This is a genomic window from Methylophilales bacterium (genome assembly GCA_019823025.1).
Lineage (GTDB): Bacteria > Pseudomonadota > Gammaproteobacteria > Burkholderiales > Methylophilaceae > BACL14.
On the sequence record CP081940.1, the window covers coordinates 41360 to 62925 of the forward strand.

At 35.5% G+C, this 21566-nt stretch carries 27 protein-coding genes and 1 pseudogene; 22 read left to right on the forward strand and 6 right to left on the reverse strand.

The genetic code is table 11. The annotated features are described in order from the left end of the window. Positions 1 to 4: 4 nt before the first annotated feature. The 3 genes from K6112_00200 (at position 5) to K6112_00210 (ending at position 2532) form a co-directional block, all read left to right on the forward strand. Complete coding sequence (locus K6112_00200; GenBank protein ID QZP17815.1) at positions 5 to 1459, forward strand: YdiU family protein; 1455 nt, start codon at positions 5 to 7, stop codon at positions 1457 to 1459. Positions 1460 to 1584: 125 nt separating this feature from the next. Next, a complete protein-coding gene (locus K6112_00205) occupies positions 1585 to 2064 on the forward strand; it encodes a hypothetical protein (GenBank protein ID QZP17816.1) in 480 nt (159 codons plus the stop codon). A 15-nt stretch (positions 2065 to 2079) separates the two neighbouring features. Then, entirely contained in the window at positions 2080 to 2532 is a 453-nt protein-coding gene (locus K6112_00210; GenBank protein ID QZP17817.1) for a hypothetical protein, read from the forward strand. An 8-nt stretch (positions 2533 to 2540) separates the two neighbouring features. On the opposite strand, the gene K6112_00215 is transcribed toward K6112_00210, so the two are convergent. The 3 genes from K6112_00215 to K6112_00225 are packed head-to-tail and all read right to left on the reverse strand — an operon-like array spanning position 2541 to position 4905. Then, the gene (locus tag K6112_00215) at positions 2541 to 2903 is read right to left on the reverse strand and encodes a hypothetical protein (GenBank protein QZP17818.1); all 363 of its coding nucleotides are present in this window, start codon (positions 2901 to 2903) and stop codon (positions 2541 to 2543) included. After that, entirely contained in the window at positions 2900 to 3511 is a 612-nt protein-coding gene (locus K6112_00220) for a DUF6134 family protein (GenBank protein QZP17819.1), read from the reverse strand. The genes K6112_00215 and K6112_00220 overlap by 4 nt, the downstream gene beginning before the upstream one ends. Next, positions 3508 to 4905: a peptide MFS transporter gene (locus K6112_00225; GenBank protein ID QZP17820.1), complete on the reverse strand. Its 1398-nt coding sequence runs from the start codon at positions 4903 to 4905 to the stop codon at positions 3508 to 3510. The genes K6112_00220 and K6112_00225 overlap by 4 nt, the downstream gene beginning before the upstream one ends. A gap of 150 nt (positions 4906 to 5055) precedes the next feature. Between K6112_00225 and K6112_00230 the strand changes: the two genes are divergently transcribed. From K6112_00230 to K6112_00245, 4 genes are all read left to right on the forward strand, one after another. After that, positions 5056 to 5388, forward strand: a complete 333-nt coding sequence (locus tag K6112_00230) for a hypothetical protein (protein QZP17821.1) — start codon at positions 5056 to 5058, stop codon at positions 5386 to 5388. Between the two features lie 57 nt (positions 5389 to 5445). Then, on the forward strand, positions 5446 to 7497 hold the full coding sequence (locus K6112_00235; GenBank protein ID QZP17822.1) for a TonB-dependent receptor: 2052 nt from the start codon (positions 5446 to 5448) through the stop codon (positions 7495 to 7497). A gap of 85 nt (positions 7498 to 7582) precedes the next feature. Next, the gene (locus K6112_00240) at positions 7583 to 8263 is read left to right on the forward strand and encodes a DUF1826 domain-containing protein (GenBank protein QZP17823.1); all 681 of its coding nucleotides are present in this window, start codon (positions 7583 to 7585) and stop codon (positions 8261 to 8263) included. Between the two features lie 38 nt (positions 8264 to 8301). Beyond that, positions 8302 to 8517: a hypothetical protein gene (locus tag K6112_00245; GenBank protein QZP17824.1), complete on the forward strand. Its 216-nt coding sequence runs from the start codon at positions 8302 to 8304 to the stop codon at positions 8515 to 8517. A gap of 7 nt (positions 8518 to 8524) precedes the next feature. Here the strand turns inward: K6112_00245 and K6112_00250 are convergent, their stop codons facing one another. After that, entirely contained in the window at positions 8525 to 8839 is a 315-nt protein-coding gene (locus tag K6112_00250) for a muconolactone Delta-isomerase family protein (GenBank protein ID QZP17825.1), read from the reverse strand. A 25-nt stretch (positions 8840 to 8864) separates the two neighbouring features. Beyond that, positions 8865 to 9167: a hypothetical protein gene (locus K6112_00255; protein ID QZP17826.1), complete on the reverse strand. Its 303-nt coding sequence runs from the start codon at positions 9165 to 9167 to the stop codon at positions 8865 to 8867. 204 nt (positions 9168 to 9371) lie between these two features. Here K6112_00255 and K6112_00260 point away from each other — a divergent pair, with 204 nt between their 5' ends. Both K6112_00260 and K6112_00265 read left to right on the forward strand, forming a co-directional pair. Next, complete coding sequence (locus tag K6112_00260) at positions 9372 to 9668, forward strand: hypothetical protein (GenBank protein QZP17827.1); 297 nt, start codon at positions 9372 to 9374, stop codon at positions 9666 to 9668. A 36-nt stretch (positions 9669 to 9704) separates the two neighbouring features. Next, the gene (locus tag K6112_00265) at positions 9705 to 10115 is read left to right on the forward strand and encodes a DUF2721 domain-containing protein (protein QZP17828.1); all 411 of its coding nucleotides are present in this window, start codon (positions 9705 to 9707) and stop codon (positions 10113 to 10115) included. Positions 10116 to 10142: 27 nt separating this feature from the next. On the opposite strand, the pseudogene K6112_00270 reads toward K6112_00265, so the two are convergent. Beyond that, positions 10143 to 11469: pseudogene (locus K6112_00270) on the reverse strand (sodium:alanine symporter family protein). A gap of 122 nt (positions 11470 to 11591) precedes the next feature. Here K6112_00270 and K6112_00275 point away from each other — a divergent pair. From K6112_00275 to K6112_00335, 13 genes are all read left to right on the forward strand, one after another. Next, entirely contained in the window at positions 11592 to 11843 is a 252-nt protein-coding gene (locus tag K6112_00275) for a hypothetical protein (GenBank protein QZP17829.1), read from the forward strand. Positions 11844 to 11936: 93 nt separating this feature from the next. Beyond that, a complete protein-coding gene (locus tag K6112_00280) occupies positions 11937 to 12539 on the forward strand; it encodes a hypothetical protein (GenBank protein ID QZP17830.1) in 603 nt (200 codons plus the stop codon). 42 nt (positions 12540 to 12581) lie between these two features. After that, the gene (locus K6112_00285; GenBank protein ID QZP17831.1) at positions 12582 to 13163 is read left to right on the forward strand and encodes a hypothetical protein; all 582 of its coding nucleotides are present in this window, start codon (positions 12582 to 12584) and stop codon (positions 13161 to 13163) included. 3 nt (positions 13164 to 13166) lie between these two features. Further along, entirely contained in the window at positions 13167 to 13910 is a 744-nt protein-coding gene (locus tag K6112_00290; protein QZP17832.1) for a hypothetical protein, read from the forward strand. A 75-nt stretch (positions 13911 to 13985) separates the two neighbouring features. Beyond that, positions 13986 to 15143 carry an SEL1-like repeat protein gene (locus K6112_00295; GenBank protein QZP17833.1) on the forward strand — a complete coding sequence of 386 codons (1158 nt, stop codon included), beginning with the start codon at positions 13986 to 13988 and terminating at the stop codon, positions 15141 to 15143. 197 nt (positions 15144 to 15340) lie between these two features. Continuing rightward, the gene (locus K6112_00300) at positions 15341 to 15889 is read left to right on the forward strand and encodes a BON domain-containing protein (GenBank protein QZP17834.1); all 549 of its coding nucleotides are present in this window, start codon (positions 15341 to 15343) and stop codon (positions 15887 to 15889) included. A gap of 21 nt (positions 15890 to 15910) precedes the next feature. Further along, a complete protein-coding gene (locus K6112_00305) occupies positions 15911 to 16399 on the forward strand; it encodes a DNA starvation/stationary phase protection protein (protein ID QZP17835.1) in 489 nt (162 codons plus the stop codon). 191 nt (positions 16400 to 16590) lie between these two features. Beyond that, a complete protein-coding gene (locus tag K6112_00310; protein ID QZP17836.1) occupies positions 16591 to 17271 on the forward strand; it encodes a TIGR00730 family Rossman fold protein in 681 nt (226 codons plus the stop codon). Positions 17272 to 17295: 24 nt separating this feature from the next. Then, positions 17296 to 18441 carry an ABC transporter permease gene (locus tag K6112_00315; protein QZP17837.1) on the forward strand — a complete coding sequence of 382 codons (1146 nt, stop codon included), beginning with the start codon at positions 17296 to 17298 and terminating at the stop codon, positions 18439 to 18441. Between the two features lie 4 nt (positions 18442 to 18445). Further along, on the forward strand, positions 18446 to 19198 hold the full coding sequence (locus tag K6112_00320) for an ATP-binding cassette domain-containing protein (GenBank protein ID QZP17838.1): 753 nt from the start codon (positions 18446 to 18448) through the stop codon (positions 19196 to 19198). Positions 19199 to 19211: 13 nt separating this feature from the next. Next, positions 19212 to 20225, forward strand: coding sequence for an MlaD family protein (locus K6112_00325; protein QZP17839.1), 1014 nt, complete (start codon positions 19212 to 19214; stop codon positions 20223 to 20225). A gap of 1 nt (position 20226) precedes the next feature. Then, the gene (locus K6112_00330; GenBank protein QZP17840.1) at positions 20227 to 20838 is read left to right on the forward strand and encodes a PqiC family protein; all 612 of its coding nucleotides are present in this window, start codon (positions 20227 to 20229) and stop codon (positions 20836 to 20838) included. Positions 20839 to 20846: 8 nt separating this feature from the next. Next, a complete protein-coding gene (locus tag K6112_00335) occupies positions 20847 to 21566 on the forward strand; it encodes an rRNA pseudouridine synthase (protein ID QZP17841.1) in 720 nt (239 codons plus the stop codon).

Consider the following 21566-nt stretch of genomic DNA (forward strand, 5'->3'; position numbering starts at 1 on the left):
TGTAATGAATTATTTAAATACATGGCAATTAGAGAATAGCTATGCAGATTTACCTAAACAGTTCTATACTCGTATAAATCCAATCTCAGTCAATAAACCTAACCTTGTTATTTTTAATAAAGCATTATCAAAAGAACTTGGTATCGATTTACCTGATAATAAAGAACTTCTCGCACAAATTTTTTCAGGGAATAAATTGCCTAAAAAAGCTAAACCTATTTCTCAAGCTTATGCAGGTCATCAGTTTGGTCATTTCTCAATTCTTGGTGACGGTCGCGCACACCTGATTGGTGAGCAAATCTCTGCGAATGGTAAGCGTTTTGATATACAGTTTAAGGGCTCTGGGCCAACACCTTATTCAAGAAATGGTGATGGAAGGGCAGCATTGGCCCCAATGTTAAGAGAATATATTATTAGCGAGGCAATGTATGCCCTCAATATCCCTACAACCAGAAGCTTATCTGTTGTGTCCACTGGTGAATCTATTATGCGGTCATCTTTAACTGAGGGTGCAATTTTGACAAGAATTGCGTCTAGCCATATCAGGGTGGGTACTTTTGAGTATGCAAATAAAATGCTTGATCGCAGTGCCTTAAAGCAATTAGCTGATTATGCAATAAAACGCCACTTCCCAGAACTTATTAGCAAGGAAAACCCCTACTTAAGTTTTCTTAAAACTGTTATAACTCAGCAAGCTAAACTTATTGCGTCATGGATGCATATTGGCTTTATTCATGGCGTCATGAATACAGATAATATGGCTATTAGCGGAGAGACGATTGATTACGGTCCATGCGCCTTCATGGATATTTTTTCTATGAACAAAGTATTCAGTTCAATTGATCAAAATGGACGATATGAATATGGAAGCCAGGCTCATATTGCGCATTGGAATTTGACAAAGCTTGCTGAAAGTCTTTTGTCACTTTTACATGAAAATTCGGATGAAGCAATGAAGTTAGCAGAGGTTACTATAAACCAATATGTCAATGATTTTAATAATGCTTGGATTTCTGGTATGCGATCTAAACTCGGGTTATTTAACGAAGAAGAGGGTGATTATGTATTAGCCCAGAATCTATTTAGCTGGATGGAAAATATTAAAGCGGATTTTACAGGTACCTTTAGGGATCTTTCATATGAAAATCTTGCTGATAAAGATATTTATAATTCACCTGACTTTAAAAAATGGTATGACCTATGGCAGGCAAGATTATCAAGAAACTCAAAACCAATAAAATCTGCATTAAGTATGATGCGTAAATATAATCCTGTAATTATTCCCTACAATCATTTAGTAGAGGAAGCATTAGTTGCGGCAGAAGAGGGGGATATGAACCCCTTTTTTAAACTTCTTTCAGCACTAGAAAAGCCTTTTGAATTTTCACAATCAAATGAAATTTTTCTAAATTCACCTGTGGACCCAAATCCCTACTATCAGACATTCTGTGGAACATAAAGTAATTTCAGTATCTAAGAAGTATCAAAAATTTATCTTAAAGACTTTTGACTTTTTAATAAATACTAGGAATTAAAGAAACCTTTACTGGTCAGTTTAATTCTAGATAAATAAAGAGTCTGTTTGTGAAAATTTTACTAATATTACCCATGTTTTTTTGTTCACTTGCCTTCAGTGAGGATTTTAATTTGATATGTGAGGGTGAAAGGAAAGTAAGCAGCTTAAGTGGTAAAAAATTTAATGTCACCAACTTTGAGTCTGTCCTCTTAAAAATTAATAATAATGCAATGGAATATATTGGAGTTAATTCGGGAAGGAGTTATTTTTTCAGCAATAGAGAGTATACGGCGCGCAAAAGACCACCTCACGAAGATATCAAGATTACAGAGCAGTATCAATACACACCAAAAATAATTAAAGCTTCACAAATGATTGCTGATACTGGAGATAGTGAAGAATCGAGTATTAACTTATTTAGTCTCGATATTAATCTTTTGACGGGTGAATTGAATGAGACGGAAATTATTCGCAATGAAAAAACTAATGTGAAAAGTATGAGTAATAATTTTCAAGCCCTTTGTAAAAGAGAAGATAGGTCTTATTAGATGAGGTGTGAGGATATGAAGTCAATATTAATTTTATTGTTATTTTTTCCATTGTTGGGTTTTGCCGATGATTTTGAGTTGCTATGCAATGGCGAGGAGACTAAATACCTCGATGGAAATCCGAATTCAAAAGAAGTTACAACAAAAGTTATTGGGATTCAGCTCTATGAAGAGGGTATGAGATTAGATGGAGAATGGTTTGATAATAAGAGTGATTTTACAGAAGATTATTTGCTCGAAAGAAGCTTTGTTAAAAAGAAAGATAATATTTTTGCAGCCAGAAACTTTTCAACAAATGCCTTAATCGAAGGTCGAGAGATTCAAACAATCAAAATTGATAATGTTGAAATTAACATCCTTGCGAATGATATTTTTTGGACGCATGAATTCAATAGAGTAGATAAAACAAATTCTCAATTAAATACTATTTATGCTTTTAGAAAAAGTTTCAAAGGCGCCTGTAAATAGTAAATTACCTAAGATTTAGAATTGATATCGGATATAGATTTTGTTGTGCTTAAAAACCCAATAAAAAAACTAATTATTAATAAGTTTTTTCCTGAAATTTCAATTGCGTGAGCAACGAACCAATAGCCTGTTGAGTTAATCCAAACATAGCTTGTAGCTAAGAGAATAACAGCCATAAAGATACCACCTTTTGTTTGCTTGTTATCACTATTGAATGATGCTCTTAAACCAGTGCCAGCAAACCAGGCCAATATCGGAGCAACAATACCAGATATGCTTGTGTTGACTGATGTATCGCTAAAAGTTAAAACTGATCCATAAATAACAAGCCCGATAAAGATAAATTGTATATAAGCTAGAAGTGAATTCATTTTAGTTTATATTGCATATCACCAATGGGTGTCTGACTTTTAAGGCTAACCCAGTTCATGTTTTTATCGTACCATAAGTGAACAAGCAAATCTCCATCGTCTCTCTTTGCTTCTATCTGCCACAAGTCTGTAAGAATATCTTTACCCTTTACCATATGACTCTCTTCCCTTAGGAATTGAATATCGACATCCAAATATTCACCATTTTGTGCATTCATGAGTTTTTTTTGATCAAGAATTTTAGGGTTACCATAGGCAAAAGTCATGACACATAAAGGAAGCTCTGAGGTTTTATTATTAGTTGTGACCATGAATTGATTAGCTTCCATGTAACCACTGACATCATACATATCACCATCATCATCTGTCTTGCTTGATATTGTCTTTAAACAATTACCTTGCCAAGTTTCAGAAGATTTATGTTGATAGATAAAATCCATAAAAAGGTATTCAAATTTAAAGTTTGCATCACTTACTGTCTTTTCATCTTCGTAAATGAAGGTATGTTGCCCAATCACTTTATCTTTGAGAACGGCATCAAATTCCCACACTTCGGCATAAGCAAAATTTGAAATAACTAAAAAGATGGCGCATAACAATTTTTTCATTTAACTAATTTTTCCAAAAATTTAGATATTAAAAGTAGTAATAATCCAGCAATTACAGATGTGACCGTTAAAAATGTGAATAAATCCAAATTATTAGATTCTAAAATTCCTGGTAATTTGCCTGCCATAAAGTTCGCAACTGCTGATGATAAAAACCAAAAACCCATCATGAGGGATGCAATTTTTTTAGGGGATACCTTGGATACCATCGATAAACCAATAGGGGAGAGGCAAAGCTCGCCTAAGGTGTGCAAAAAGTAGACCCCAACAAGCCACCATAGGCTAATAGATGTATCACTGGCATTGTTAACAAGCATAATAAGAAAAAAACCACCTGCGAGCAAGAGTAAACCTAACCCCATTTTTTGAGGGGTATTGATATTATTTTTACTTCTATCGACCCTTAACCAAAAGCTTGCAATCATGGGACCAATTAGAATAATAATTAGAGGATTGATAGATTGAAAAAAAGAAGCTGGGATAATAAATCCAAGGAAGTTTCTATCAACGGAATTGTTTGCAAAGAGCGTTAACGATCCACCTGCTTGCTCAAACCCGACCCAAAAAAATATAACAAATACTGAAAGTACGCCAATATAAATAATCTTTTTTAGATCTTCTTTTGCCGAAAAAAGCTGTTTTTTTCTTGTAAAGAGGTACGAAAAAATTATAACAATGACAGTCAAAAGAATTTCAAAGAAGAAGTTATTTAACACTTCATTTACTTCGAGGATGAGTAAGATAAGTGGGATATTAATTATGGAAATGATTGAGATTAAACCCCAATCTGCTAACTTTAATTTTTTAGATTGATGCGTTGTATCCTCGTTGATTATCTTATTCTGGCCATAATAGAATTGAATGAGGCCAGCGAACATACCAAAACCTGCGATTGCGAAACCATAATGCCAATTAATGGTTTCCCCGACATAACCTACAATAAGGGGGGCTAAAAATGCTCCTAGATTGATACCTACATAAAAAATACTAAACCCACTATCACGTCTTAAATCATTTGATTTGTATAGCCGCCCTAATAAAGAGCTAATATTGGGCTTGAAGTAACCATTTCCGATAATGAGCATTCCAATTGCTAGATAAAGATAGTCAGGAAATCCCATCAGGAAATGACCAATCATCATGGTCAAGCCACCAATAAATATTGATTTTTGGACGCCAAGAAACCTATCAGCAAGATAGCCACCAATAAGGGGGGTGAGGTAAACCAAGCCAGTATAGACAGCATAGATATGCAGTGCATCAGATTCGCTATAGTTCAGTGAGTTAACTAAATAGAGTACAAGGAGCGCCCGCATTCCATAATAACTAAAGCGTTCCCACATTTCGGTGAAAAATAAGGTGCTTAAGCTGTGTGGATTTCCTTTTTTTATCATTGATACATTTAGTAAATTTATGAATTTAGGAAAATTATACAACCTGAAATCACTATATTTCTCAGAGGATACTTTTTTTTATTAAATTAAAGTTAAATGAAATATAAAACCATTTGGAAAAAATGGTTTTATATTATAAGATCACCTAATATGAAGAAAAACCTATCATTTATACTTGTCCTATTAAGCCTTTTATTTAATATACAAGTGGGCTTCACGCATGATATAGAGCATCCATATCATGATAACGAGCACACTGAGGATTTGCATCATGATAGTGACCACCATGATGATGTTAAAAATAATAATTTAATTGAATGTGAGGATTGTACATTTACAGTCACGGACCATTCAGCCAAAACGACAAATCTTTCATCTGATTTTGATTTTTCTTTTAATCAAACATTTCAAATTAACGACAATTACCTTGTAAGAGATGCATTCTCCCTTGGTATTGCCGCTTACCAATCCAGAGCCCCTTAAAAACCTAAAAATTTATTTAAAGAAGTTTAATCAAAATTTATTTTTAGGAGAAACACTGTGCGTTTAAGATATTTATTATTCGCTCTACCAATAATTGGTACGAGTGCTTATGCAGATGGGGTTGGACATGTCCAATTACAACAAGTCCCTGTAACTGCTAACCCATTAAAGTTATCGAATGATGAAATGGTAAAACCCATTCAAATTTATAATGGTGAAGAATTAAGTAGACTAAGGGACTCGTCTCTTGGTGCTACGTTAAATGGTACTCCAGGGGTATCTAATTCTGCCTTTGGCGATGCTATCGGTAGGCCTGTCATAAGGGGTATGAGCAATAATCGTGTTCAAATCTTAAATAATGGCCTTCAAATTAATGATGTCTCAGCTATGTCTGGTGATCATAGTGTTGCGATTGATACATTAGCAGCCGAGCAAATTGAAATCGTAAGAGGTCCTGCAGCTGTTATATATGGTGGTGGCGCTACGGGTGGTGTGATTAATATTATTGATAACAGAATTCATAGTGAATACTACGAAGGCCTAATGGGTGCCTATGACTTAGGTACGGGTGGGGCAAATAATGAGCAGGCGGGTTCGTTTTTAATTGACTACGGTATCAATGACGTAATGATTCATGTGGATGGTTATGATCGTTCCAGTAAAAACTTGAAAATTCCAGGTCTGTCAGTGTCTAAGTATTTAAATGAAGCCGAGCCAGAAGAGTACCCAAGAGATAAATATGGTGATGACACATTAGTTAATTCTTATGTTGAAAGCCAAGGGGGATCTGTTGGTATTTCTAAAATTAACGATCAAGGCTATACAGGTTTATCTTACTCAAACCACCAAATGGAATACGGGATTCCGCTCGAGGACGGTGCTTACATCGATATGGATGTAGATAAGTATGACTTTAAAATGGAAAGAAAAGATATTGCAACTAATATTGATAATTTTAAGTTTGCGTTTGCCTTTTCTGACTACTATCACAAAGAAGTAGAGCCTGAAGGTGAAATCGGGACAGATTATATTGATAAACAATTTGATGGGAAAGTTGAATTTGCCCACTCATTTTTTAACACACCCGGTGTCATTGGAATCGATGCAGGGCAGGGCAGGTTTTCTAAGGATGCGGGTAAACCTTTGATTGCAAATAATCAGAATAAAGACATCGCTATTTATTTCTTAGAAGATTTTGAGTTTATTGATCACACTATTAGCTTTGGATTTAGGCAAGGCTATACGAAATATGATGCTAATAGTTTCACGAGTGATAATGGAGCAACAGAACCAGGCGGTGAGGAAAGTGAAACAACCTTTGATGCATCAGAAGAGGACTTTAATCTTACCAATGCATCCATAGGATCTGTTTTTAATTTAAATCCAAATTGGTCATTATCGGTTAATGTGAGTCACGTAGAGAGGGCACCTGCGATGAATGAGCTCTATATCTATGGTGAGCATCATGCAACAGAGACCATCGAACAAGGTGACAGGAATTTAAAGAAAGAGAAATCTAATGGAATTGATACAATCATTTCATGGCAGGATGGAAAAACTAAGTTGTCCTTTAGTCCGTTTTATACCCGCTTTGACGACTATATTGCTGAAATCAATACCGGCACTGTTCAATACCATGAACACGAAGGTGAAGAAGAGGCATTAGATGTCTATCAATATCAAAGTGTCCCAGCAGACTTTTATGGGTATGAATTTGAGGGAAGCAGAGAAATAACCACAAATTACACTGCAGATGTTTGGGGTGACTATGTTCGAGGCAAAAATAGGGATGGAGGTAATTTACCATTAATGCCTGCGATGAGAATTGGAACAGGTCATAACTACCAATGGAACAGGTTCAATACAGGAGTAGAAGTCATGCACGTTTTTGAGCAAGATAAGCTTGCTGAAAATGAATATAAGACGGATGATTACACTGATATATCTGCTTATGTAAGTTATGCGCTTCCTGTAGAAGCTAATATTATTCTCTCTGTAAAGGGGACTAATTTACTTGACTCAACACAAAGAGAGAGCACATCAATCATAAAAGATAAAACACCATTAGGTGCTCGTGCTGTGATATTTGGGATGACCGGTACCTTTTAGTAAAAAGTAAGCTTTTTAAACTCCCCTTTGAAAAGGGGAGTTATCTTAAAACATATTTTTTTACTTATAAATGGGAACAAATCCAATGAAACCATTAATCACGGCAACTGAGGTTCCAGTAATATCCAATCAGTTCTGGAGAGGTAATGATGTAAATCATGTTGATGTCCTCGCAGATATTTATCAAGAAAATACAAACATTGTTGTTTGGAAACGGAGCCTAACTGATAAGTTGCTTGAGGCTTCAAATATTGTTCTTTCAACAAACCCTGATTTGGAAATATCTCTTGTTGTTTCTCCTCAAGATACTGTTTCTGTCTTACAGGGAAGATTAAATTCATCAAAGATGATAATGATCTTAATTGAAGATATTCATAGGCTTGTAAATATGTTTTGTGATCTTTTTGATCTTAAACGCGTAGGCTTGAGATTGACCTCACTAAAACATGCGATGTGTCCAAGGTTCCATGTCGATAATGTTCCATGTCGACTGATTACAACCTACCAGGGTATCGCAACAGAATGGTTATCACATAATGATGCCGATCGAAGCAAACTTGGTATTGGCAATAAGGGTAAGCCAGATTCACAGTCTGGAATTTATCAAGATGAATCTGATGTTCAACAATTAAGCCAAGGAGATGTCGCCTTGTTAAAGGGTGAAGCGTGGCTTGGGAATGAGGGTAAAGGACTTATTCATCGCTCACCTCAATTGTATGATCAAGCATCTCGATTAATTCTAACAATTGACTTTATTGATGATTAAGTGAGATTATAAAAATAGAATATTTTTTTAAGAATCAAATGAGTAAATATACAAACACTCTAGCCAACCTATCTTACTTATTCGGTATGGCTATTTTAATCCTTGGCTTAGTTGACAGAAAAATGCGCTTGATGGCTGTTAGTGATGTCCAGTGGGTTATTCTTTCTCTTGTCTTGGGTATTTTTTTTCCAATATTACTAAATGCACTTTTCTTTAAAAAGTTTTCAATGCACTTTTGGAATAAATTTAATTAACTCGAAATTATTTAGTTAGGCGCTCGTTCACATCCGCGGCAAAACCCTCATAAGTTCTTAAGGCGGTAACGTCTACCTTTACATGCTGACCCATGCGTTTCATTATGGGTAGATCAAGTAAAATCTGATCAAGCATTTCCATACTTTCAACATTTACTATAGCAATTACCCGGCGATCTCCAACGGCCTTCCATAGGTCAACCACAACCCCAGCCTTTTTTGCACCAACGGCGGCAGTTGCTTCTTCAGACCATATGTCAAAGAGATCGTTTTGTGACATTTCGGCTGAATATTCAACACGAAAATCTAAATGAAATAACATTTTTACCCTTCCTAATAATTAATTTTTAATCAATAAATTCATAAAAGCTACATAAGAAGCTATATTTTTTAACATCTATCTCTTCAACTGCACCAGAGTCTTTTTCACCACCATCAATCTCAACCTCGACGCAGGCACCGACCTTTGCGTTACCATCTTCTTCATCAATTTCAGTTTCACTCGTAACTTGGTATGACTTGCCATCAATGATCCATTCACCCTCAAATGAATTCTCAGGCATGCTTTCTATTTTTCCGTAAAACTCTTCATCTGCAAAAGCACTACTCATAAAACCTAATAAAAATAACAAAGATAAAATTTTTCTCATGACGATTCTCCTTTTTTAATGAAATGATTATACCCGAAATGTTTTAAAGAAGAATGAACTCATCAAACGATATAGTTGTCTTTAATGTATATCTCGCTTGTGGTTTTTTCTTTTTTAAAAATCATCAAAAGTGGTTTTACCCTTCCACAAGCGGGTACCTTTCTCTATTTAATCTTTACAACTCATGAAAAATAAATCAATGTAATGTGCCCAGCTTGTTATATAAATGGATTCTTATTTTTAATTTTTGGGGCGAGTGGCGCCGCCATAGCAAGCAATCCCTATGTCATGTTGATAGCGACTATATTAACTTTGATAGGATTTTATTGGATGTGGAAGGCATGGAAAAGAAGGAGCAAAGGAAAGGTAATGAAAAATATTAAGACAACAATCATCTTCATTTTAATTTTTGTTGCTGGCTTTATAACTGCTTCATTTATTACCCATGGCTATTTCAAAAATATTTATGAAAACAAGATAAGTGTAACTTCAAAAAACTAAGTGGTAGAATTAAGTTTTAAAAATAAATAAAAAGACATGATTGAATTCGCTGAAGTTGCTACAGTTATTCAGCTAGCCGTTGCTCCTGCTTTCTTGCTGACAGGTATAGGAGCTATTTTGGCGGTCATGTCGACAAGACTTTCAAGGATTGTGGATCGATACAGAGTATTAAATGAAGGTCCTAAAAAACTCAATATGGAGCATAAGAGGGAAATAGAGTATTTAATTAAACGCTCTAAGTGGACGCATTGGGCGATTGCATTAACTACCGTTTCAGCTCTATTTGTATGCGTGTTGATCGCGATGATTTTCATTGCGACAGAAGTCAGCTTTAATTTTGACCAGCTGATTACAATTTTATTTATTTTAGCCATGACCTTTTTAGTTTTTGGCTTGTTGAGTTTTCTCAAAGAAGTTGACCTCTCTAAAGGCGTTATTAAATTTTAATAGACTTTATTTAACCTTTTAAAAACCTTATTTAAAAAACCGATTTGTTTCTGACTTAAGGATTTTTACCAACAATAAAATTCCAATCAAATTAGGAATAACCATCATGCCGTTCATCACATCCGAAAAATTCCAAACGAAGGCTAAGCTCATGGTGGCACCAACAAATATAAGAAGTAAGAAGTGAAAAGATTACTTTATAAAAACTAACTACCCTAGCGCCGAATAGATACTCAATAGCTTTCTCTCCATAATAACTCCAGCCAATAAGCGTTGAGAAAGCAAAAAGGGCAGAGCATACAGCGACAATAGTTGCCCCTGTGTTACCCAGTGTAACCGCGATACTTCTGGCAGTTAATTCAGCAGCACTGATACCCTCTGTCCACACGTCTGTAGTCAAGATAACTAACGCTGTGAGTGTGCAAACAATAATCGTATCAATAAATGTCCCCGTCATACTGACTAATGCCTGCCTCACAGGATCATTCGTTTTAGCTGCTGCTGCCACAATAGGCGCTGATCCAAGTCCAGCCTCATTAGAAAATAGACCACGTGCAACACCAAAGCGGATGGCTGCGGCAAGTGTTGCTCCCACAAAACCACCTGTTGCTGCATGGCCATTAAATGCATGGCTAAAGATTAATGAAAAAGCACCCGGTATTTCATCAAATCTTATTACCAAAACAAATAAAACTGTTCCGACATAAAGTAGGATCATAAAAGGAACAAAAAATGAGGCGAATCTACCGATAGATTTTATGCCACCGACGATTACGAGGCCAGCAAGTATTGCTAAAACACCACCCGTCCACATAGTAGGGATATCAAAAACATTGAGAAAAATGGAGGCGGTTGCATTTGCTTGAACCATATTACCTGCACCGAAAGCAGCTAAAAAGGTACAGACAGCAAAAACAGAACCTAACCAAGGTAAGCCGGCCCCCTTAGCGATATAGTACATTGGGCCACCCCTCATACCATTGGGACCTTTTTCACGATACTTAACCGCTAATAGTGCTTCTGAGTACTTTGTTGACATACCAAAAAGAGCTGTCAACCACATCCAAAAAATAGCACCAGGACCACCTAACGTAATCGCTGTTGCAACACCCACAATATTACCAATGCCAACTGTGGCTGCGAGCGCTGTCATGAGTGTAGAAAAGTGAGAAATATCGCCATCTTGATCAGATTTACTAAAAACAATCTTAAAAGCGAGTGGAAGTGTTCTAAATTGAATTCCTCTGAGTTGAAATGTTAAGAAGATGTGCGTCCCAAATAAAAGAATGAGTAAGGGTGCTCCCCACATCCATCCCGCTAACTGGCTTACAAATGATTCTAAGGCTTGGAGCATAGTTTTGGATAAAAAATATATGAAAATATAAAGATAACATAATTAAATTTTCTTTAAATAAATCCTGACAATTTTTAATTTCATCGTCTACCTAATGAATATTTATAGATAGGGGAAGAAGTATGGAGCGAGATGGAAAAAAATTTAATACAGGAGAGATTCCATTAAGAATTCAAAATATCCTGCTTAAGTTTGGTGAAAAGAAAAAGATTGGCATTGCCGAATATCTCAGAACGTTTGATCGACTATCACTTCAAAAAATTGCTAAAAGGATGGGTGAGGGGACTATTACAGAAATTGAATATCACCTGGATTGTTATCTAATCCATTCTGAAAATAAAAAAGTCATTATCACTTCAGGTCAAATAACTTAAAAATTTGTTGCAGAGAAATACCTCCTCCTGTTTTTCTTCTGCCGTCGGGCTAGTGCGAAAATCTAGCCACCAATTAAAAGGGAGAGATGCTAAATGAAAAAAAACATTATATTAATCATAATATTTTGCTTAATGGGCAATATCATTCATGCTAAAAATCTTGAAACTAATGAACTAGAGAGTCAATTCGAACAAAAAGAAATCGATACATATGAAGATTGGGAGGTAGATAAGTACAATAATATAGTTCGCTATAGTACACACGGTAGCATAGTCCATGGACATCGGTTTGGATGGATAAAAAAGGCTGGTAATTGCGATACAGATATTCTTGCTACAACTATCTCAACTCAAAAGAATAATAAAGATCGCCTTAATGATTTTAAAGGTAAAAATATTAATTTAAGAATAAATTTTCCTCAGGCAGATGGGGAGGACCCAGCCATTATCAATACAGATTTGATAAGTATATTTGGATTTGCCAATCTGAAAATAGCCTTCCTTGGAAATTTTATTCAAGGTCAGATGTTTGATTCATTAATGGCATATTTCAATACAATAAGGATTGAAGTTACTAAACCTCACAAAATTTATTTTGATATCCCTTCAGATGAATACAGCCTAAATGGGTACGTTGCAGCAAAATTAAAAGCAAAGGAATTATGCGAAGATATTGTAAAAACAACAAGCCTATGAATACTAAATAAAGTGGTGTAGTTTACTTACAGGAGGAAGTAAATGACAAAAGAAAAGGAATCAAAACGACATCAGGCAACTGAAATTATTCAGTTGTTTAGGGAGGGTCGTAGCGATGAAGCTTTGGTACTTTTTGAAAAGTATGGCTTTAGAAAAGAGTTTATATGCTTTGCGGTCACAAGAGGTATAGATTATGAAGATGCGAGTGATCTAGTTCAAAAATTTATTATTGGTAAATTGTATATGAAATCAGATTCAATTGAACATATTGAGTATGCAAGAACCTGGATGTATATGGTTTTTAGAAATATGATTAATGATCAGGGTAGGGTTCTAACTAAAAATAGAGAGGTATCTCTTGATGAAGCTAGAGATCAATCTTATGAGGAAGCATCAGTTGAGAAAAACCAAACTAGAAGTGATTGTGTGCAAGAGCAACTTAAAATATTTCGTGATAAGGAACCAAAACATGCAGAAGTCGTGGATTATATTTTGAAAGGCTTTGATGTTGAAGAAGTAAGGTTAACTATCGGTAGGTCTTATGCGGCCACAAGGCAGTTTATGAGTCAGTGTAGGAAAAAATTTAAGCCTTTTCTAGAGAGATGTTTAGAGATTGATGAGTAAAAAATGAAAAATAAAGATCAAAAAATATTACAGAATTGGATAGATACACTTCAAGGTATCAATGTACGTGGTATGGATTCGAAGGTTAGATTAGAAGCACGCTTGCTGAAGAAAGCGTGGTTAGAGGAGAGTAAAAAAATTGAAAACAAAATCCCTGATCACGATCCAGCTTTTTACCAAAATATTAAAGAGGCTTTAAAAAAGAAAAAGGATAAGATGGCTTCAAAAAATTTATGGACATCTTTTTTTGAAAATAAATTTAAAGCATTTCTAGTTGTTATATTGGGAACAGGCGTTGTTTATGCTTCAAAGAAAACATATGATGGATTGGTCTCTGTAGCTGAGGAGTTAAATCATGTTGTGCTTGCAAAAGATACCACTAAAACTAAAGCTGAAAATGAAATTGAGGAAAACGGATTTTGGGATGAGCACTTCGATAAGCATGGCGGATTCACAGGGTTTTGGTCACGATATATTCCAAAAATTAATGAGAGGAATATTCCAATAGTAGAAGTTGATAATTTTTGCTCTCACAATGCCACCTTGAATTTTAATGCCTGTTTAGAATTGGCAAATCAATACAACTCGAATGCAAGATTTAATCTAGGCCTTATGTATGAACTTGGCGTAAATGTCGATCAAAACTACCTTCAGGCATATGAGTGGTATAAAAAATCATCCGCGCTTGGAAATGAAGATGCCAGATCGAACATGGAATACCTAATTAAAAAAGGTTTAGTTTATTAAATTCTAAAAATACTTCCTGACAATTAAACTTATTTTCGTCTACCTAATATTAATTTAATATTTAAAAGGTAGGTTATGAAAATAAAAAGTTTATGTTTAACGTTCGTTCAATTACTTATGTTCTCATCTCTAGGTTACGCAAATGAGAGCTGCCAAAATGGTGACTTTTGGCAAACATGGTTTAAGGAAAGTCAATTTGTTGGTTTTGGAAACCCGCCCTCAACAAATCAAATTGGCAATGCTCAATTAGAAAAAGCCAATCAGTATTATTTCGGCAATAATTTAACTAAAGACTATGCAAAAGCGCTAGAGCTCTATAAAAAGGCCGCAAATAAAGGTATAGACGAGGCTAATTTTAGTCTTGGCTTGATGCATCACTACGGCAAAGGTAGGTTGGTGAGTTATCAGGAGGCTTATGACTTCTACTATAAATCAGCAAAAAATAATAATCCTGAAGCACAATTTAATCTTGGCTTGATGGAGAGATATGGGCTTGGTAGACCAATAAATATGAAGAATGCATTCAGTTGGTTTGAAAAATCATCACGACAGCAAGTATCTCAAGATAGATATCAATGTAATGAACTAAGAGAAGGGCTTATTGAAGCTCAATACAATTTAGCGCAAATGTATCACTATGGTCTGGGTACTCAAAAAAATCTCACTTATGCAGCAATGCTTTATGAGGTAGCAGCACAAAAAGGGATGAAAGAGGCTCAGTTTAATATTGCACAAATTTTACATTATGGTCCTGATGAATTACTCAACTATGAAAAGGCTTATAGTTGGTATCAAAAAGCAGCAAATCAAAACTTACTAGAAGCTGAATTTAATCTTGGTCTTATGCATCAATATGGCCGAGGTACCTTTCAAGATTATGTATTAGCAAGGCAACATTATCTCAAAGCAGTTGAAGCTGATATAGCTGAGGCAGAGCTCAATCTCGGATTTTTATATTATTACGGACTTGGGGTGCCAGTGAATCCCTCTGTTGCATTTGAATACTTCAAAATTGCCTCTAAAAAAGATTTACCCCAGGCACATTATCACCTCGGGTTAATTTATAAGGATGGAAATGGAGTCCAAAAAGATGATTTGGTAGCAAGTCAATGGTTCAAAAGAGCTTCTTCCTTAGGTGTAATTGAAGCAAAATCAATGATTAAAGAAATCTCAATGAGAGAATCAAAAGTCAAAATAAAAACAGAAACAGCAAGAAAAGGGGCAGCATCATGATTAAGAATTATTTAGTAAAAAGTATAATTTTATTGCTTGCTGCTTCCACTCTCTTTCTCGTTCTTGATCAAAAGGTAGATGAAAGAATTGCAATAATGCAGAAGATAAATAACAACACAACAACGTAGTGTGTGTTTTGTATTTATTCACAAGATGTATAATAGTTTTTTTCAAATTAAACTATCAGGGCATCAAATATGAAATCACTCAGAAGTTACCTTGTTTTTTCTATCATCATTTTTTCAATTTTTTTACAAGGATGCACAACAGTTATAAGTGCTGCCGGTGATAAGAGAGATTTATCTACACAATACGATGATGAGAAAATTGGCTTTACTTGTACTAGTGATTTTTCTGATATTAAGGGAGAATTTAGAGCGAGTTGTAATGCTTACCAAGGTAAAGTTTTAGTAACAGGGCAGGCAGCCAATCAAGCAATTATTGATAAGGTAATTTCAACTGTTAAGAAAATTGAGAATGTGAAGACTGTTTATAACAAAATGACTGTTGGACCTAACAACACATCTTCAGGTATTGCTGACGATGTTGAAATTTCAGCCAAAGTAGTTACGGCTCTTCTTGAAACTGATGGAGTATCTAAGCTACACACAAGGATTTATACCGAGAGTGGAGTTGTTTACTTAATGGGTATAGTCACTCAATCAGCTGCTAATATAGCAATTAAAGTAACAAAGGCTATCAAAGGTGTTAAAAAAGTTGATACCACTCTGTTAACAGTACAATAAACATTTACGAGGGAGTGCTAAATGAGTAATGATAAAAGACAAATTGACATTGGTATAAATGACTCAGATAGACAACAAATTGCCGAAGGCCTCTCAAAGCTTCTAGCAGATACGTATACACTTTATTTAAATACGCATAATTTTCATTGGAATGTGACAGGCCCAATGTTTAATACTTTACATTTAATGTTTATGGATCAATATACCGAGTTGTGGAATTCGGTTGATGTCATCGCAGAAAGAATTCGCGCCCTAGATCAATTTGCGATTGGCTCATATAAAGATTTTTCTCACTATTCATCTGTTAAGGATGCACCCTCAAATCCACCAAAGGCAGAGGAGATGATCGCGCTTTTAGTTGAGGGTCATGAGACCGTGATTAAGACTATCCGCAGTATTTATGAGTTAGTTGGAAAAGCGAGTGATCAGGCAACAGAGGATATGTTGACACAAAGAATAAATGTTCATGAAAAAACCGCGTGGATGCTTAGAAGCCTTCTAGAAAAATAATTCTAAATAAACCAAGGTTAAAATTTAGATAGCATATCTCTTATTTTAGCTTAATTTGTTCCACCATTTATATGGATGATCCTTTATTACGAGATCCATTTTTTTATATCATCAGCAAAATCAATAACCACTCCAACAATGAATATTACTGTAATATTTATTTTCACCTAGATAACCAAAGATAATATTTTATGAAAAAAACAATAGATATTAACAATCCAGAAAATGACCAGTTTCTTGAGATCATGCGAGAGTTGATGGAAACGTCAGAGCTTAAAAAAATAATGCCAGCAATATCTATGTTTGGAAGTGCAAGAACCAAAACGACAGATAAGTACTACCTAATGGCTGAGGAGGTCGCATATGATTTATCTAACCTAGGATTTTCTATTATCTCTGGAGGTGGGCCTGGAATTATGGAGGCTATCAATAAAGGAGCTTACAAGGGGAAGTCCAACAGTATTGGCCTAAATATTATCTTGCCTCATGAGCAGGCACCAAACAGTTACCAAGATATTAGTTTTAACTTTAAATATTTCTTTACTAGAAAGGTGATGTTTGTGAAGTATGCATCAGCATATGTCGTTTTTCCGGGAGGCTTTGGAACGCTTGATGAATTATTTGAAGTGATGACTTTGATGCAAACAAGAAAAATTCAACAATTTCCTATCATACTTGTCGGTAAAGATTTCTGGTCAGAATCATTGGCATGGATTAAAAAGCAACTGCTAGGAAATAGTCTTGTTGGCGACGAAGATTTAAATTTAATAAAGCTTGTCGACAATAAAGATGATATTAAACAATGTATAGAGGATTTTTATACAAGTGAAGGTAATAACTATTGTCTGATTGAGCACAAAAACTTACTATAATGAATACAAAATCTAAATAGTTGAGTGCGTAATATTAATAATACTGCGAAAAATGAAATAAAGTTAATTATCAAAAAAGAGCTTTTTGAGATAAATTTTTTTGGTCATTGGACGGCAGGTTCGGCTAATCAGGGAGTGGAAGAATTACTTTCAAACTTGGTCGACTATCCTAAAATTAAAAAACTGACATTTTCTACGAAAAAGCTAGACTCATGGGATAGTTTTTTTATGTCTCAGTTAATACTAATCATCGATTTTGCTAAGACCAAAAAAATCACTGTTGATATTAAATCTCTTCCAAAAGGTATTCAAGGGCTCCTAGCGCTTGCTTATTCTGTTCCAGAGAGAGATGGGGCAAGAAAGCAAAAGAAAAAAACATCCTTGATTGAATTAATCGGAAAAAGTTTGTTGGCTGCAAAAGTTGAGCTTAAAAATTTAGTCACCTTTCTAGGAGACCTTATTCAAAGCGCATTTTCTCTAATCAAAGGAACAGGGCGTTTCCGTTTTGTTGATTTGATGACATATATACAGGACTGTGGGCCTGGCTCATTACCTATCGTCAGTTTAATTAGTTTTTTAGTTGGTCTGATATTGGCATTTGTAGGAGCACTCCAATTGTCATTATTTGGGGCCCAAATGTATCTGGCAGATCTCGTTGGCTTGGGTATGACGCGTGAAATGGGTGCGCTTATGGTTGGCATTATCATGGCTGGACGAACGGGTGCTTCATATGCTGCGCAGATTGGTACCATGAACGTAAATAGCGAGATAGATGCCTTAAAAACAATGGGATTTAATCCTATGGAATTTTTAGTGATGCCACGCATGTTGGCACTCATTTTAGTGATGCCACTGCTGTGTCTCTATGCTGACTTTATGGGTATGTTAGGAGGAGCAGCTGTAGCTATCGGCTTATTTGATATTTCCTCAACAGAGTATTGGACAAGAACTGAATTAGCTGTCCAGTTTAAAGATGTGCTAGTTGGTTTATTTAAAGCATCAATTTTTGGGATATTAATAGCCTACTCGGGATGTATAAGGGGTATGCAATGTGGTCGAAGTGCTTCAGCGGTCGGCGATGCTGCGACATCTGCAGTAGTTACGGGAATTATTTTAATCGTTATCTCCGATTCACTTATCACGATAATATTTAATCAACTTGGAATATAAGTAAATGTCACAAGCTTGTATTACGATAAAAAAAATGACCATGGCTTATGGTGATTTCATTATCCAAAGGGATTTGGATTTTAAAATCAATCAAGGCGATATCTTTGTCATCATGGGCGGAAGTGGTTGCGGTAAGAGTACCTTAATGATGCACCTAATTGGAATGATTGCACCTTCAAAAGGGAGCATTCACTATGGTAATGAAAATTTGTGGGGCTCTAATGCTTCAAACCAGAGATTATTATTAAATAAGACGGGTGTCCTATTTCAAAGCGGTGCTTTATTAAGCTCAATGACACTGGGTGAAAATATTGCTCTACCAATTTCTGAGCATACCGAATTAAATAAAAAAAATATTCAAGAAATCGTTGACTACAAGCTTTCCCTTGTGGGTCTGTCAGGCTTTAGTGATTTTTATCCATCTGAAATTAGTGGCGGCATGCAAAAGAGGGCGGGGCTCGCAAGAGCGATGGCGCTAGATCCTGAAATTTTATTTTTTGATGAGCCATCCGCTGGCCTTGATCCGATAAGTTCTAAATTACTTGATGATTTGATCTTAAGTTTAAGGGATAATTTAAATGCTACTATAGTGATGGTGACGCATGAGCTCGCAAGTATATTTGCAATCGGGAGCAATTCGGTTTTTCTTGACCCGGAATCTAGGACAATGATAGCTGAGGGCGACCCAAAAAAATTATTGAAAACATCTCAGGATGAGAGAGTAATTAAATTTTTATCAAGAAGTAAAAAATTATGAGAGTATTAAAATAATGAGTAAGCAAGTAAGCCCTACGTTAATAGGTTCATTTTTTCTTGCCGCCTTAGGTCTTGTGATTATTGCTATTTTGATGTTTGGTGGAGGTAGTTATTTTAAAAAACATCATCAGTTTGTTTTATTTTTTCATACAGAAAATAATTTAAATGGCTTAAATGTAGGTGCGCCAGTCAAGCTTGAAGGGGTAAAGATAGGCGAGGTCAAGGAAGTCGCGCTCTTACTGGATGAAAAAACGCTAGATGTTGTTAAGCCTGTGGTAATTGAGTTAGATTACTCAAACATTATAAATGATGATGGTGATGATACTGATTTTGAATCAAAAGATGGCGATGAACACAATCAATCAACAAAGAATTTTATTAAAAAGGGATTGAAAGCGCAATTAAAAACACAAAGTTTGTTGACAGGTTTATTGTATATTGAGTTTCAATTCAGCCCTCAGGATGAAGTGGTGATGAGTGGAAGAAATTTTCGTGACTTACAAGAGCTTCCTACCACAACAAATGTCACTGAAGACCTAAAAAGGGAGGCCCAGGAAGTAGCAGATAGAATTGGTAAACTCCCTCTCGAAGAGATTGTTGAGGATTTAGCAGTCAACATGCATGAGATAAAAGTGATTTTGACATCAAAATCACTTAAAGAAAATCGACAAGGGGTTAATCAATCCATTAAAGAGATGGAAAAGTTGTTAATAAACTTAAACGACAACTTTACACCACTCATGTTAAATTTAAACGGGACAATGAAGGATACTCGGGTGGTCGTGCAGGAATTTTCAAGGGAGATAAAACCTGTTTTGAGTTCCTTAGAAAAAACATTAAACAAGGCAACTGAACTATTATCTGAATCGCAATACGCAGTGCGCTCATTTGAGGATTTTTCGTCACCTGAAGCACCACTATGGCAGGCATTAGAAGCACTTAAAGAGGCGGCTGAATCAACTAAAAATTTAACAGATACGCTGGAAAGAAATCCTGAGTCAATAATTTACGGTAAGGGTGATGAATAAAATGAATCTATACTTAACTAAAAGACTTCTTAAATATACTTTTTTATTATGTTTAACATTTCTAATTTTAGGTTGTGCTAAAAGCAGTAAGCCGGTTGAGTACTATATGCTAGATGCCTCAGTTGGAATAGACAACAACCAAACTTCAAAGGGTGATGAAGGCCCCATGATTGGATTAGGTCCGATTAGATTACCGGAATACTTAGACCGATTTCAAATGGTTGTCGCTGTCTCTGAAAATAAATATAAGTTGATAGACGGTCATCGATGGGCAGAAAAATTAGACCAAAATATTTCCTTAGCATTGTTTAAGACACTTCCCTCACAGTTAGGCACTGATAGAATGATCCGTTACCCCTGGCCACAAAGACCAGGTGTTGATTTTCAGGTCAAGATTGATATTTTAGAGTTAAATGTTGACCAGGATGGTCAAAGTCAGTTGGTGGCTCAGTGGTCAATTAAATCCAACGACAAAACAATCTTAAATAAAAGATCCACATTTACAGCTCAAGCCTCAACAACGGATATTGATAAAATGGTCCAAGCACAGAGTGAGTGTCTGACTCAACTTGGTCAAGAAATAGTAGTAAATCTCAAACCCTTACTTAAGTAAAAAATACCTTGGAACAAGTCCGTATTTCAAAAATATTATCCGAGCTTGGCTTATGTTCCAGAAGAGAAGCTGACGAATATATAAAGCAAGGCCAGGTTTTGCTTGATGGAAAGGTGGTTAATGAGCTAGGAACCAAGGCTTACCGCTCACAAAAGGTTGAGCTAAATAAGAAGGGCAAGCTTAAACAATCAAAAAAATTAACCATTCTGCTCAATAAGCCCGTGGGTTATATTTCTCACCTGGATGACGATAAAGAATTTAAACCTGCCTCAGACTTAATAAATCAAGATAATTATTTCTCCAATGAGTTAAACAATCGCGATCCCTTATTTAATAGGGAGGGCTTAGCTCCTGCTGGCCGGCTAGATATTGACTCAACAGGACTGTTAATTCTGACTCAAGATGGCACGATGGCCAAAAAAATTATTGGCGAGAATGTCGTTGTTGAAAAGGAATATCTAGTGAAGGTGCAGGGCAATTTAACTGATGAAAACTTAAGACTTTTAAACCATGGACTCACTTTAGATGGTTATAAGTTAAAACCTGCAAAAGTATCCTGGCAAAATGAAGACCAACTCAAGTTTGTACTCATTGAAGGACGTAATCGTCAAATTAGAAAGATGTGCGCCATGGTTAACCTTAAAGTCACTAGTCTTAAAAGGGTGCGTATTGGGGATATCAAATTAGGGAATTTGCCACTAGGGCAATGGCGTTTTTTAAAAAAATAA